Here is a 13,957-nt window from a genome sequence, read left to right as displayed (position 1 = left end):
GCAGGGGTGAGGAAGTCCGGTGGAGCCGTCGATCCGAGCGCGTCAGCAGCAGAGCAGCCACCCTCCGGACAGCGGACGCGGAGGCCTCCGGCGGTCCGGCGCCGCGGCCGTGGCACTGGCGCTGACCGCCACCGCCTGTGGAACGGCCACCGGTGACGCGGAGTCCGCCGACCGGATCACCGTGGTGCTGGACGAGCCGGAGGGGGCCGTCACCGAGTGGACCGGCGGCTCCGCCGACTACGACGGCCACCCCCACATCCCCCAGGGCCTGGACGTCACCGTCGCCTACCCGGAGTTCGAGGGCGCCCCGGAGTTCGCCGACGGGCTCGCCGAACTCGTGGACCGGGAGGTGCTCGACTTCCGGGGGGCCAGCCGGGACCCGGTGTCCCTGACCCTCGGCTGGGAGGTCACCGCCGCCGGTGACGGCGTGCTGGGGGTGCGCCTGATCCGCACCGAGGAGGACCTGCACGGACTGCGGCAGGGGTACGAGACGTACTGGTACGACGCCGGGACCGGACTGACCCACTACTCCTCGGAGCTGATCGCCGGGCAGGAGGAGCTCACGGAGTTGAACGAGATCGTCCGCGCGGACCTGGCCGGCCGCCCCGACGTCGACACCGGGAGCCTCTTCCCGATCCGGGCCAGCTACGACTCCCTCGGCTTCAACACCGACGGAGACCTGGTCGTGGAGTTCGACGACGGGCACCTCTCCCCGGTACGCGAAGGCCATCCGCCGGACTCCTCCCCCGGCCGCGTCGCCTCGGTGGTCGACTCCGCCGAGGCGGAGCCGCTCCTGTCCGACCTGGGCGAGCGCGCGCGTGCGGCCTCGCTGCGGGAGGAGCCGGACTACGCCGTGCCCGAGCCGGGTCGGGCCCCCGACCCCGGACGCGCCGTGCCGGGAGAGGTCGTCGCCGGTGACGAGGACGTCGACTGTCGGGCCAAGAGGGTGCGGTGCGTAGCGCTGACCTTCGACGACGGTCCGGCCGACACCACCGCGCCCTTGCTCGACCTGCTCGCGGAGGAGGAGGTGACGGCGACGTTCTTCCTCAACGCCGACCCCGCGCTGACCCGCCCCCTCGACTACCGGCGCGCCTACGCCGCGGGGCACGAGATCGCCAGCCACAACGACCAGCACGAGCACATGCCGGACATGCCCGAGGCCGACCTGCCGGGGCAGGTGGCGGCGGTGAGCGCGATCGTCAGCAGGCACACCGGGCACACGGTGCGGCTGTTCCGGCCGCCCTTCGGCGACAGCTCGCCCGAGGTGCTCGGAGAGATCGGCGACCAGGGGATGGCCCAGGTCCTGTGGAACCTGGACAGCGAGGACTGGACGGGGCTCGCCCCGGACGAGATCGCGGACCGCGTGGTGGAGGCAGCGGAGCGGGACTCGGTGGTGCTGCTGCACGACACCCTGCCGCCGACCGTGGCCGCTGTCCCGGAGATCATCGAGCGGCTGCGCGAGGACGGTTTCGTGTTCGCGACGGCCTCACAGGTGATCGGCGATCCGGAGCCCGGGGAGTCCTACCCCCGGCACGGCCGGGTGCCCGGAACCGAGGGCGAGGCCCCGGAGTCCTGACCGGGGTCACGCCGTCCCGGGAACCGTCTCATCGGGGCCCTGCCCGGCCGGCACGGGCGCCCACGCGCGATGCCCGCACGCGCCGACGCCCGGTCGAGGTCGTCGACCGGGCGTCGGTGGGTGTCGTGGTCCGGGCCCCATCAGGGCCGGAGAGGTCAGGAAACGGCTTCGACGTCGTCGCCCACCACGGTCAGACCCGGTGGAGGCGCGTCGGCTCCCACGGCGTCGCCGACCGAGGCGTACCCCGCCTCACGCACGAGCCGGGCCAGGCCCCGGTGGACGCGGCGCGGCCACAGCGGGCCGCCGTAGATCAGGCCGGTGTACCCCTGGACCAGTGTGGCGCCGGCGCGGATGCGCGCCCAGGCGTCCTCGGCGGTCTCGATGCCGCCGACGGCGACCAGGGTGACGCGGTCGCCCACCCGGGAGCGCAGACGGCGCAGCACCTCCAGCGAGCGGTCTTTGAGCGGAGCGCCGGAGAGGCCGCCGGCACCGGCCGCCTCGACCTCCTCGTCAGAGGCGGCGAGCCCCTCGCGGGAGATCGTGGTGTTGGTGGCGATGATGCCGTCCAGGCCCTCGGCCAGGGCGAGGTCGGCGACCGCGTCGACGTCCTCGTCGGCCAGGTCGGGCGCGATCTTCACCAACAGGGGCAGGTTCGGGTGGCCGGCCTCGGCCAGGGCCTCGCGCACGGCCGCCAGCAGCGGGCGCAGCTGTTCGACGCCCTGGAGGTTGCGCAGCCCGGGGGTGTTCGGCGAGCTGACGTTGACGACCATGTAGTCGGCGTACCCAGCCAGTCGGCGGGCACTGGTCGCGTAGTCGGCCGGGGCGTCCTCCTCGGGCGTCACCTTGGTCTTGCCGATGTTGACGCCCAGGAGCGGGCGCCCGGCGGACCGCTGGTGGTGCAGGCGCTCGGCGACCAGGGCCGAGCCCTCGTTGTTGAAGCCCATCCGGTTGACGATGGCACGGTCCTCGACCAGGCGGAACAGGCGCGGCTTCGGGTTGCCGGGCTGGGGCTGGGCGGTGACCGTGCCGATCTCGACGAACCCGAACCCGAGCGCGGCCAGTCCGTGCGGGCTCTCGGCGTTCTTGTCGAACCCGGCGGCCATGCCCAGCGGGCCGGGGAACTCACGGCCCAGGGCGTGCACGGTCAGTTCCGGCTCGCGCGGACCCAGGACCCGGCCCATGGCCGCGGCGACACCGGGAACGGCGGCCGCGCCGCGCAGCGCGGCGAAGCTCAGCTTGTGGGCCTTCTCAGCGTCCATGTGACGCAGGACCGAGCTGAAGAGCACTTGGTAGAACACGGTCATCCGTTTCCGTCGCCCTCGCGCTCTGCGAGGAAGCGTTCGAGTTCCGCGCCGAGCTCGTCGGCGGTGGGCAGTCCGCCCTCGTCGTCGGCGAGCGGGAGCGTGGGCCGCTCCTCGCTGTCGACCCGTGAGGACATGATGTCGTCGTACTGCCGTTCCAGGTTGGCCACGACACGCTGGACCTCCTCAGAGGCCGCCACCTGTTCGGCGATGTCGACGTCGGTGGCTCCGGCCACGTCCTCCAACCCGCTCGTGGGCAGGGCCAGTCCGGTCGCCCCGGAGACGTGCTCCGCGGCGGCGAGGGCCGCTCGGGGGTACTCGGACTGGGCGAGGTAGCTGGGGACGTGGATGGCGTAGCCGACGAAGTCGTGGCCGATCTGGCCCAAGCGGTACTCCAGCAGCGACACGGCGCTGCCGGGGACCTCGACCCGGCCGATCCACGGGGTGTGATCCCCGACCAGCTCGGGGCGGGTGGAGTGGGGGGTGACCGTGACCGGCCGGGTGTGCGGAACCGCCATGGGGATGCCGTTGACACTGACGGACAGCGTGACTCGGAAGCGGTCGAGGAGGGTGCTGACCGCAGCGGCGAACAGCTCCCACTCACGGTCGGGTTCGGGGCCGTGCAGGACCAGGAAGGGTGCGCCCTCCTCGTCGTGCATCCGGTACAGGGCCAGTTTGGGGGCGGCGTAGTCGGTCCAGGCGCTCTCGACGAAGGTCATCGTCGGGCGACGGGACCGGTAGTCCACGAGCCGGTCGGTGTCGAAGGTCGCGATCTCCTCCGCGGTGAACCGGTCGAAGATCGCCGAGGCCAGCTGGCGCCCGGCGTGACCGGCGTCGACGAAGCCGTCCAGACAGACGAGCATCGCCAGTCCGGCGACGTCGTCGAAGCCGGGATGGAGTTCGTACAGATCAGCGGGTTCACGCACCGGGTTCTCGTCTCCAAAGTGGTCGGGATCGCGGGGGCGACGCCCGAGCGGCGGCCACGGCCTCGGCCGCCGCGCGGCCCAGGGGACCTGCCCGCGCACCGCGTGGGTGGGTCTGTCCCGCTTTCCCACAATACCGACCCACGACCCGTGGAAGCTGGCCTCGGCAGCCCTCTCCCCTCGGGGGTGACGGTGGCCATACCGGCCCGCGCGCCGGGCACGGCTGTGTTCGTCGTGGTCTTCCGATTCGCTTCGGCCCACCCGGCGCCTCCGGCGCGGCACCCGCGTGAAGCACCCCGGCCGCGTCCCTGGAGCGACCGCTCGGAGAGGCCGCCTCCCAGTCAGCGCAGTTTTGCGACGCGCAGGGCGCGCAGGCGGTTGAGCACCGCGGCGATCTCGTACCGGCGCGGCAGGGCGTAGTCACCGCCGAAGTCCCCGCCGAGCCGGGTGACGCCGTCCCTGACCAGGTCCCGTTCCAGGGAGTCCAGGGCCTCCGCGAGAGTGCGGGCACCGTCCAGGTGACGACCGCGCACGAGTTCGCGCAGGGCGAGCCCGGCGCCGGTGATCTGTCCGGGGTCGACGAACTGCTCGACGGAACGCACGTCGATGTCGTGGTCCCCGAAGACCAGCACGTCCATGTCGCGGCGTTTGATCTTGCTCCGGCCGCGCGCGGTGGTGGGGTCCACCGAGCCGGGATCGACGATCCGGTGGCGGGGCGGGGTGAAGTCGGCGTCGGTGCGCTCGCGCGCGAGGGCACGGGCACGTTCGGTGACATCGTGTGGGTGGTAGGCGTCGAGCATGACGACCTGGTCGGCGACGTCGAAGTAGTCGCCGCTGCCGCCCATGACGAGGACGGTCGAGACGCGGTGTTCGCGGTGCAGGGGGCGGACGAGGTCGATGAACGGGACGAGGGGTTCGCGGTCGCCGTGGACGAGGGCCTGCATGCGCTCGTCGCGGATCATCAGGTTGGTGGCGGTGGAGTCCTCGTCCACGAGCAGGGTGCGTGATCCGGCCTCGACGGCCTCGCAGATGTTGGCCGCCTGGGAGGTGGAGCCGGAGGCGTTCTCGGTGCGGAAATCGCCGGTGTCGGCGCCGGTGGGCAGGCCGCGCACGAAGGGGCTGACGTCGGTGCGCTCAACGCGACGGCCCTCCTCGGCGCGGATCTTGACCGCGTCGCCCCTGCTCACGACCAGTTCACGCCCATCCCCGGGAATGTGGTCGTACACACCGCGCTCCAGGGCGTGCAGGAGGGTCGACTTGCCGTGGAAACCGCCACCGACGATGAGGGTGATGCCCTCGGGCACCCCCATGCCGGTGACGGTGCCGCGGTGCGGGAGGTCGGCGCTCACCCGCAGGGACTCGGGTGAGCCGAAGGGCACCGCACCGCTGGCCATGGGTTCGTCGCTGACACCGCTGCGCCGGGGCAGGGTCGCGCCGTCGGCCACGAAGGCCACCAGGCCCCGTTCCTCCAGCTGGGAGCGCAGGGCGACGGTGTCGGCGACGCTGTCGGCGAAAGCCTCGGCCTCAGCGGCGTCGATCTCCTCCCAGTCGAGGTCGTCGACGAGGTCGGGCAGGGTGGAGCACAGCTCGCGCTCGGCCGTGCGGCCGTCGATGCGACGGCCGCGGCCGGGCAGGTCGATGCCGATGCGCAGGTCGATGCCACCACCCTCGGTGACCTGGCAGGAGGAGCGTTCGATGACCTCCTGGCCACCGGTGTCGATCCTGAGCAGCGACCCCTTGAGCAGACGGCGGGCGCGGCGGCCGAGGTAGTCGGCCGTGGCGCGACGCCGGACGGGGTCGGCCCAGGCGCTCTTGGGGATGCCCGCGTCCCGAACGAGCACGCGCACCCGCGAGGGCGGGGCGAACGGGTCGGACTGGGCGTGCTGCACGGTGAGGGTGAAGTCACCGAAGTCCCAGTCGCCCTTGAGTGACTTGTAGCGGCCGTAGGAGTCGCCGTCCATGCGCAGCAACTCGGACGAGAGCCGGGCGTCGTCGCGCACGCCGCGGATCGGTTCGGGTTCGGGCCTGCGGCCACCGCCGCCGCGGCCTCCCCCGCCGCCGTGCCGGCGCCCCTGGCCACCGCTCCCGTACCGTCCCGCCATCGTGTTCTCCCCCCGTGTTCGTGGCACTGCTCAAGCCAGGGTAGGACGAATCGCCTACCGCTGGAGAAGCCCTGTGGACGACCGCGGGCGACGGGCCGGGCCCGTCCCGACGGAGATCGGCCCCGGTGGCGGTACCGGGGCCGATCCCTTCGGGGTGGCCCCAGCCCACCCGGTACCAAGGGGTGTTCCGGGTCGGCTGGGACATCGCACCTCCCCGGGAGGGGTGGGGAGGTGCCGGGTTCATTTCTACCGGAAGTCGATGCCCCGTGCGTGGGAAACCTTGATTCCGGAGGATTCATGTTCCCGTTCGACGGCCGCGGCGATCTCCGCCGCGCCCGACCTGTCCGGATAGGTCGCGTGGGCGCCGGAGGCCAGAATGACCCCGAAGCCCTCGCGCCGGCCGCCCAGACTCGTCTCCAGTACGCACATCTGACTCTGGAACCCGCAGACGACCAGGGTCGCCACTCCTCGGCTCCTGAACGCGTCCGCGAGTCCGGGAACCGAGAACGTGTTCGCCTCGGTCTTGCGGACGACCCGCTCCCCGTCGAGGTGGGGGAAGACCGGCTCCCACCCCGGGGTGAAGGGTCTGTCGGGGTCGTCGTCCCCACCGTCGTTGAGGACGTGGACGACGACGGCGCCCGCCGCGCGGGCGCGGTCGAGCAGCCTCCCGAGCACGGGGCGGACCGCCGCCGCGTCGGGCACGGGAGCCTGCCCTTGGAGCATGTTCCGCTGCACATCAACGAACATCAGTGCGAAAGTCATCGATCCATCACGGCCGACACGTCATACCGGCACCAGACCCGACGGCGCCCGGGTCCGCTACCGATCGAGGGCGGCGCGGAAGGCGGCGTCGTGACCGTCGGCGGGCGCGTCGGCCAGGTCGCCGACGAACACCGCGACGAGCCGACCGCCCTTCTCCGCCACCTCGGCGCGCAGATCCCGCCAGTGGTGCAGGTTCGGGTGCTGGAAGTCCGGGCACGCCTCGGCCGGCGCCAGCCCGGTGATCGCGGCGTCCAACTGCTCCACGGTCATCCGGTAGGTGGCCGTCCCCGACACGTGACCCAGCGTGCGCCCGAGGATGACGGCGGGCAGGTAGTTACCGGCGACGTTGGTCAGGCCGAACACCGTGCCGCCGTCCCTCTCGACACCGATCCCGTAGGCGGCGGGCCGCCGCCATCCGGTGTGGGCCGCCTCCAGCTCCTCCCGGGCCCGGATGATCCGCTCCTTGGTCGCCCACTGCTCGGCCACGGTGTTCCCCCTCATCGTCGTCTTCCGTCCCCGACACCCTAGATGTGCAGGGTGCCGTGGGCCACGGTGACCGCCGTCCCGCCGATGCGGACCCGTCCGGGCGCGTCAGGGGGAAGGCGCAGTTCCAGGTCGCCGCCGCGTGCCGAGGCCTGGTGGGCGGTCAGCTCGGTACGGCCCAGCCGCTCGGCCCAGAACGGCGCCAGCACCGTGTGGGCGCTTCCGGTCACCGGGTCCTCGGGGACGCCGACGTTCGGCGCGAAGAAGCGGGAGACCATGTCGTGGCCGGCCCCGGGCGCGGTGACGATGATCCCGCGCGCGTCGATCCGGGCCAGCGCCTCCTGGTCCGGGGTGAGCGAGCGGACGGTGGCCTCGTCGGCGACTTCGACGAGGAGGTCGTGGGTCCCGCCTCGACCGACCCACACGGGGTCGGCGCCGAGCGCGGCGGCCAGGCCCTCGGGGGCGTCGACGGGTGTCGCGGGTCGGACGGGAAAGTCCATCCACATCCGGTCTCCGTCGTGGACGACGGTGAGCACACCGCTGCGCGTGCTGAAGCGATAGGGGGCGGACACGCCGATCTCGGCGAGCACGTGCGCGGTGGCCAGGGTGGCGTGCCCGCACAGGGCGACCTCCACCTTCGGGGTGAACCAGCGCAGCTCGAAGTCGGCCTCGGGGTCCTCGATCCGACGGGCGAAGGCCGTCTCCGAGAGGTTGAACTCGGCCGCCACCCCCTGCGCCCACCCGTCCGTGTAGGCCTCGTCCAGGACGAGGACGGCGGCGGGGTTGCCCTCCAGGGGGCGGGCGGAGAAGGCGTCGACCACGTGGAATTCAGCCTGTCTTGGCGAGGAACCCTGGGGTTTCGGCCCCGGGGGGAATCGCCGCGCGGACCATGTCGAGCTTTCCGGTGTCACAGGTCACTCCCTTTGATGTGCCTTCGGCTGCGTTCTGTCACTGGACGGGTGCGGGATGTGGGCGTGTCGACGATCGTGGTGCGGCCCGAGCTCACACCGACGCCCGAGCAGGCGGCGGTGCCGGCCTCGACGCCGCATGCGCCGAACGACCACGCCAACCGGGTGTCCGGCATGGCCCACGCCGAGGATGTGTACCACAACCACCCCCTGCGCGAGCTCGCCTATCGGGGGTTGCGTCAGGCAGGGGTGGGGTCGCAGGCGGCCCAGCACACCGTCAAGAAGGCCGCCGAAGAACGTGCCGTTCGCCTGCTCGCCCGAGGCGGCCCAGACACTGGCCGAGCACAGGCGGGGCGAGTCCGGTCCGCTGTACCGGGACGGGGTGTGGTTCCTGCTGGTCACCGTCACCGTGCCTGAAGGGCATCCGGCGCAGGGTACGGCGGAGAAGGTCCCCACGGGCCGCGTTGCGCTCCTGGGCCTTCGCCCAGCTCGGAGGCTTCATCACCGACAAGGCCCGCCGGGCCGGTGTGCCGGTGGTGTTCGTGAACCCGGCGCACTCCTCACGGGAGTGCGCGGAGTGTTCCCACACCCACCGGCGCGACCGGACGTCCCAAGCCTTGTTCACCTGCCGGTCGTGCGGCGTCGCCCGCGCACGTCGACCGGACGCCTACCCGCGAGCTCGGTCGTTCACGACCGGGAAGCTGACGCATGACGCCAGACCAGGACCTGCGGGTGGGGCCCGGTTTCTCTCCCGAGGGGCGCCCCGGGGGAGGTCCCCGTCAGAGGTGGAGCCTCCCCGCGGCGACCGAGACCGCGGTACCGCCGATGAGCACACGGTCGGGCGCGTCGGCCGGAAGGCGCAGTTCCAGGCCACCGCCGCGCCGGGACACCTGGTGGGCGGTCAGCTCGGTGCGGCCGAGCCGCTCGGCCCAGAAGGGCGCCAGGACGGTGTGGGCCGCTCCGGTCACCGGGTCCTCGGGGATGCCGATGCTGGGGCCGAAGACACGGGAGACCATGTCGGCCGCGGTTCCCCGGGCGGTCACGATGACGACGTTCTGGGGCTGCCCGGCGAGCGCCGACAGGTCGGGGGCGAGCCCCCGGACGGTGTCCTCGTCCGCCAACTCGACCAGCAGGAACTCCCCCACCGTCCCCGTCCACACGGCGGGGGCGCCGAGGGCCTCGACGAGGCCGTCGGGGACCTCACACTTCTCGGCTCGGTTGACCGGGAAGTCCATCCACAACCGGTCGCCGTCGGCGGTGACGGTGAGGATCCCGCTTCGGGTGGTGAAGCGGTAGGGGCCGGGAACGCCCAGTTCGGTGAGAACGTGGGAGGTGGCGAGGGTGGCGTGCCCGCACAGGTCGATCTCGACGGTGGGCGTGAACCAGCGCAGCTCGAAGTCGGCCTCGGGGTCCTCGATCCGACGGGCGAAGGCCGTCTCGGCGAGGTTGAACTCGGCCGCCACCCCCTGCGCCCACTCGTCCGTGTAGGGCTCGTCCAGGATGAGCACGGCGGCGGGGTTGCCCGCCAAGGGGCGGTCGGTGAAGGCGTCGACGATGCGGTATTCGGTCATGGGTCCATTCTCGGCGGTCCACCCGCGGCCCTGAAGAGCCAATTCCGGGAGGAGTGGACCCCGGTGGAGCGGCGGCCCCTCACAGGTGCGGCTCGTCGAGGATGAACATCGTCTGGGTGCTCTTCACCTCTGGGAGCCGCTGGAGGCGCTCCAGCACGAACGTGCGCAGGGCGGCCGCGTCGGCGACCCGCACCAGCAGCAGGAGGTCGACGTCGCCGGAGACCAGCGCGGCGTGGTCCACCTCCGGGATGTCGCGCAGATAGCCGCGGAACCGGTCCCAGGAGTGCTGCTCGATGCGGACCGACACGTACGCCGACAGCCCGGTGCCGTACTTCTCCGGGTCGATGACGGCGGTGAAACCGCGGATGACGCCCTCTTCGCGAAGCCGTTCGAGTCGGGAGTAGGCGTTGGCGCGGGAGATGTGCGCCTGCTCCGCCACCGCGCGGATGGACATGCGTCCGTCGGCGCGCAGCAGCGCGATGATCCGCCTGTCGGTGTCGTCCAACCGGGCTGCCATGTGTCTTACCTCATACCGCTCGGGCGTGCACCGTCTGAGATGATCCGTTCCGCCTTGGGCTGATGCGAGACAATTCGTCCAGCATCGCCATGGGGATATCGACAGTATGGGGTGATTCACCTCATATTCAAGACATGAAGCACACCGATGAGCGAAACCGACCGGTTCCTCCACTCCCCTCGACGGAGCCGGTGCGCCTCGTGGACCGGCACGGCCAGCGTGTGAGTCACTCCTTCTTCACCGCTCCCGACCACACCGGGCTCGCCGACCTCCACCGTGCGATGGTCATCGGCCGGCGCTTCAACCAACAGGCCAGCACGCTCGCCCGCCAGGGCCGCCTCGCCGTCTACCCGTCGTCGACGGGCCAGGAGGCGGCACAGGTCGGCGGCGTGCTGGCCCTGGGCGACCAGGACTGGCTCTTTCCCACCTACCGCGACAGCGTCGCCCTGGTCACACACGGCGTCGACCCCGTGGAGACGCTGACCCTCTTCCGCGGCGACTGGCACGCCGGGTACGACCCGCACCGCTATCGCTGCGCCCCCCAGTGCACGCCGCTGGCCACCAACGCCTCCCACGCCGTCGGCCTCACCTACGCGGCGCGGCGCAAGGGGCGGGACGTGGCGGCGCTCGCGATCATGGGCGACGGCGCCACCAGCGAGGGCGACGCCCACGAGGCCTACAACTTCGCCGCCGTGTGGAACACCCCCGTGGTGTTCCTCGTGCAGAACAACCACTGGGCGATCAGCGTGCCCCTGCACGCGCAGACCGCCGCGCCCACCCTCGCCCACAAGGCCGTCGGCTACGGGATGCGCGGCTACCACGTCGACGGCAACGACGCCGCGGCCGTGTACGCCGTGGTCTCCCACGCCCTGGCGGAGGCGCGGTCCGGGGGCGGACCGGCGATCGTCGAGGCACTCACCTACCGCGTGGACCCGCACACCAACTCCGACGCGCCCCAGCGCTACCGCGACGACTCCGAGGTGGCGTACTGGAGGGAACGCGACCCCCTCACCCGGATGGCGGCGCTCATCCGCCGGGAGGGCGTGCTCGGTGACGAGGAGGAGACCGAGCGGGCGCTGGCCGCCTTCGACGCCGAGGCGGAGAAGGTGGCCACGGCCGTGCGCGACCGGATGGCGGGCGAGGACGAACTCGACCCCGCGTCCCTGTTCAGCGACGTCTACGCCGAAGTCCCGCCGATACTCCGCGAGGAGAGACAGGAGCTGGTGGACGGGCTGCGGGAGGCCTGAATGACGCGTACACCCCCCACTTCCCCCGCCCCCTCCGAGGTCTCGATGGGCGCCGCTTTGAACCGGGCCCTGCTCGACGCCGCCGCCGAGGACCCCGACGTCGTCGTCTACGGCGAGGACGTCGGCGCGCTCGGCGGTGTCTTCCGGGTCACCGACGGCCTCAGCCGCGAGCTCGGCGCCGACCGCGTCTTCGACTCCCCCCTGGCCGAGTCCGGCATCATCGGCACCGCCATCGGCATGGCGATGTACGGCCTGCGCCCGGTCGTGGAGATGCAGTTCGACGCCTTCGCCTACCCGGCCTTCGAACAGTTCGTCTCCCACCTGGCGAAGATACGCAACCGGACCCGGGGAACCGTGTCCGTGCCCGTGGTCGTCCGCGTGCCCTACGGCGGCGGGATCGGTGGAGTCGAGCACCACAGCGACTCCTCAGAGGCCTACTACACGCACACCCCCGGGCTGCGCGTGGTGACCCCGGGCACCCCGGCCGACGCGTACTCGATGCTGCGCGAGGCCATCGCGTGCGACGACCCCGTGGTCTTCCTGGAGCCCAAGCGCCGCTACTGGTCCAAGGAGGCCGTCGAGCTCCCGGTGCGCACCGAGCCGATGGAGCGGTCCGTCGTACGGCGGACGGGAAGTGACGCGACCCTCGTCGTCTACGGGCCCATGGTGGAGACCGCCCTGGAGGCGGCCGCGGTGGCCGCGGAGGAGGGCCGTTCCCTGGAGGTGGTGGATCTGCGCCAGCTCACCCCCTGGGACGACTCGGTGGTGACGGCGTCGGTGCGCCGCACCGGGCGCGCGGTCGTGGTCCACGAGGCGTCGGTGTTCGGCGGGTACGGGGCGGAGGTCGCCGCGCGGGTCAGCGAGCGCTGCTTCCACTACCTGGAGGCCCCGGTGCTGCGGGTCGGCGGCCTGGACGTGCCCTATCCCCCTCCCAAGCTGGAACACCTCCACCTCCCCGGGGTCGACCGGATCCTGGCGGCCGTGGACCGCCTCCAGTGGGAGTCGCGGTGGGTGGCCGACGCCGACGGAACGGGGGTGGACGGGTGAGCCGAACACGGTCGTTCGCACTGCCCGACCTCGGCGAGGGGCTGACCGAGGCCGAGATCCTGACCTGGCTGGTGGCGGTGGGCGACGAGGTCTGCGTCGACCAGCCCGTGGCCGAGGTGGAGACCGCCAAGGCCTCGGTCGAGGTGCCGTGTCCGTACGCGGGCACGGTGGCCGAACTGCACGGCGCGGTGGGTGAGGTGGTCGCGGTCGGCACGCCCCTCATCACCGTCGCACAGACCACCGTGCCGAACGCACGGGAGGGCTCCGACCCCGTCGGCGGCGATGGGGCCGCCGGGGAATCCGTGGGGTCGGGAGCCGTCCTGGTGGGCTACGGCACGGGAGGGGGCGCACCGGCCACGCGTCGGCGCGCCCGCGGGGCGGGTGGGCCGCGAGGGTCAACGGGGACCAGCGGCCCACCCACTCCCCCGAACACGCGGGGCGCCGGGGCCGGACACCCCTCCGGGGTCGGACGGACGGCGGGAGCTGAGCGCACGCGGGTGGTGTCGCCGCTGGTGCGGCGCCTGGCCCGAGAGCACGGGATCGACGTGTCGGCGGTGCGTGGCACCGGGGAGGGCGGACTGGTCCTGCGCAGGGATGTGGCGGCCCTGATCTCCGGCGGTGCCGCGGGCGATAGCGCCCGGAGGACGGACCCGCCGGGCACGCACCGGGCGCCGCTGCGCGGTGCTCACCGGTCGATGGCCCGGGGGCTGGAACGGTCGAGACGGGAGATCCCCGAGGCGACGGTGTGGGTGGACGCCGACGCGACCGGGCTGGTGGAGCTGCGCCGGGAGCTGAACGAGGCGGCGCCGGAGCGGCCGGTGAGCCTCCTGGCCCTGGTGGCGCGGTTCGCGCTCCTGGGCCTGGCGCGGTTCCCCGAACTGAACGCGCACTTCGACACCGCGGGTGACGAGGTGGTGCGCTTCGACCCCGTGCACCTCGGTTTCGCCGCGCAGACGCCGCGCGGCCTGGTGGTACCGGTCGTGCGGGACGCCGACCGCCTGACCACCCGGGATCTGTCCGCCCGCCTGCGTGAGACCGCCGAGGCGGCGCGGTCGGGCGCGTTGGGGCCCGAGGCGCTGCGCGGTGGGACGTTCACCGTCAACAACTACGGCGTGTTCGGCGTGGACGGGTCGGCCGCCATCATCAACCACCCGGAGGCGGCGATCCTCGGCCTGGGCCGAATCCTCCGTCGCCCGTGGGTGGTCGGCGACGCCGTGGTGCCCAGGCCGGTCACCGAACTCACCCTCACCTTCGACCACCGAGTGTGCGACGGCGGTGTCGCGGGCGGATTCCTGCGCTTCGTCGCCGACTGCGTGGAGCGGCCGGGGCTGCTCATCGGGGACGTCTAGGTCCTCCCTGAGCAGCCGCCCAGAGCACAGCGGTCACCGCAGGGGTTCGTCGTTCGGGCGCCGGCGGGGGTCTTGTGGACGGGACTGCGCCGCAGGCGTCGGTTGAGGGTGGTGGCGAGCGACGGGCGGGCGAGGGCGAGGATGAAGCATCCCTGCCTTCGGGGCGTCCGA

General features: G+C 72.5%; 12 protein-coding genes and 2 pseudogenes. 6 read left to right on the top strand and 8 right to left on the bottom strand.

Translation table 11 applies throughout. The annotated features are described in order from the left end of the window. Window positions 1-19: 19 nt before the first annotated feature. Window positions 20-1,576: a polysaccharide deacetylase family protein gene (locus KIK06_RS02815; RefSeq protein WP_268641789.1), complete on the top strand. Its 1,557-nt coding sequence runs from the start codon at window positions 20-22 to the stop codon at window positions 1,574-1,576. Between the two features lie 155 nt (window positions 1,577-1,731). On the opposite strand, the gene KIK06_RS02810 is transcribed toward KIK06_RS02815, so the two are convergent. From KIK06_RS02810 to KIK06_RS02785, 6 genes and pseudogenes are all read right to left on the bottom strand, one after another. Continuing rightward, window positions 1,732-2,880 (bottom strand): quinone-dependent dihydroorotate dehydrogenase, encoded by a 1,149-nt coding sequence (locus KIK06_RS02810; RefSeq protein ID WP_268641788.1) that lies wholly within the window; start codon window positions 2,878-2,880, stop codon window positions 1,732-1,734. Next, on the bottom strand, window positions 2,877-3,803 hold the full coding sequence (locus KIK06_RS02805) for a proteasome assembly chaperone family protein (protein ID WP_017599649.1): 927 nt from the start codon (window positions 3,801-3,803) through the stop codon (window positions 2,877-2,879). Before KIK06_RS02805 ends, KIK06_RS02810 begins: the two co-directional genes overlap by 4 nt. 338 nt (window positions 3,804-4,141) lie before the next feature. Beyond that, entirely contained in the window at window positions 4,142-5,902 is a 1,761-nt protein-coding gene (locus KIK06_RS02800; RefSeq protein WP_268641787.1) for an ABC-ATPase domain-containing protein, read from the bottom strand. A gap of 246 nt (window positions 5,903-6,148) precedes the next feature. Then, entirely contained in the window at window positions 6,149-6,664 is a 516-nt protein-coding gene (locus KIK06_RS02795; protein ID WP_268641785.1) for an isochorismatase family protein, read from the bottom strand. A gap of 57 nt (window positions 6,665-6,721) precedes the next feature. After that, window positions 6,722-7,165, bottom strand: coding sequence for a hypothetical protein (locus KIK06_RS02790; RefSeq protein WP_268641784.1), 444 nt, complete (start codon window positions 7,163-7,165; stop codon window positions 6,722-6,724). A gap of 23 nt (window positions 7,166-7,188) precedes the next feature. After that, window positions 7,189-7,977, bottom strand: a pseudogene (locus KIK06_RS02785) (PhzF family phenazine biosynthesis protein); the annotation flags it as partial. 144 nt (window positions 7,978-8,121) lie between these two features. Here KIK06_RS02785 and KIK06_RS02780 point away from each other — a divergent pair. Next, a complete protein-coding gene (locus tag KIK06_RS02780) occupies window positions 8,122-8,472 on the top strand; it encodes a hypothetical protein (protein ID WP_268641783.1) in 351 nt (116 codons plus the stop codon). Window positions 8,473-8,582: 110 nt separating this feature from the next. Continuing rightward, window positions 8,583-8,642, top strand: a pseudogene (locus KIK06_RS02775) (RNA-guided endonuclease TnpB family protein); the annotation flags it as partial. A 192-nt stretch (window positions 8,643-8,834) separates the two neighbouring features. Here KIK06_RS02775 and KIK06_RS02770 read toward each other — a convergent pair. Together KIK06_RS02770 and KIK06_RS02765 are read right to left on the bottom strand one after the other, a co-directional pair. Next, window positions 8,835-9,626 (bottom strand): PhzF family phenazine biosynthesis protein, encoded by a 792-nt coding sequence (locus KIK06_RS02770; protein ID WP_268641782.1) that lies wholly within the window; start codon window positions 9,624-9,626, stop codon window positions 8,835-8,837. A gap of 79 nt (window positions 9,627-9,705) precedes the next feature. Then, window positions 9,706-10,143 carry an Lrp/AsnC family transcriptional regulator gene (locus tag KIK06_RS02765; protein ID WP_017599643.1) on the bottom strand — a complete coding sequence of 146 codons (438 nt, stop codon included), beginning with the start codon at window positions 10,141-10,143 and terminating at the stop codon, window positions 9,706-9,708. Between the two features lie 134 nt (window positions 10,144-10,277). On the opposite strand from KIK06_RS02765, the gene KIK06_RS02760 reads away from it, so the two are divergent. From KIK06_RS02760 to KIK06_RS02750, 3 genes are read left to right on the top strand one after another with little or no spacing between them, the layout of a single operon-like run. Then, the gene (locus KIK06_RS02760; RefSeq protein ID WP_268641781.1) at window positions 10,278-11,390 is read left to right on the top strand and encodes a thiamine pyrophosphate-dependent enzyme; all 1,113 of its coding nucleotides are present in this window, start codon (window positions 10,278-10,280) and stop codon (window positions 11,388-11,390) included. Then, a complete protein-coding gene (locus KIK06_RS02755; RefSeq protein WP_268641780.1) occupies window positions 11,391-12,437 on the top strand; it encodes an alpha-ketoacid dehydrogenase subunit beta in 1,047 nt (348 codons plus the stop codon). After that, window positions 12,434-13,786 carry a dihydrolipoamide acetyltransferase family protein gene (locus KIK06_RS02750; protein ID WP_268641779.1) on the top strand — a complete coding sequence of 451 codons (1,353 nt, stop codon included), beginning with the start codon at window positions 12,434-12,436 and terminating at the stop codon, window positions 13,784-13,786. Before KIK06_RS02755 ends, KIK06_RS02750 begins: the two co-directional genes overlap by 4 nt. Window positions 13,787-13,957: the final 171 nt, after the last annotated feature.

It is taken from the genome of Nocardiopsis sp. EMB25 (assembly GCF_026797795.1).
GTDB classification, from domain to species: Bacteria; Actinomycetota; Actinomycetes; order Streptosporangiales; family Streptosporangiaceae; genus Nocardiopsis; species Nocardiopsis lucentensis.
This window is presented reverse-complemented; position numbering and strand designations above follow the sequence as displayed.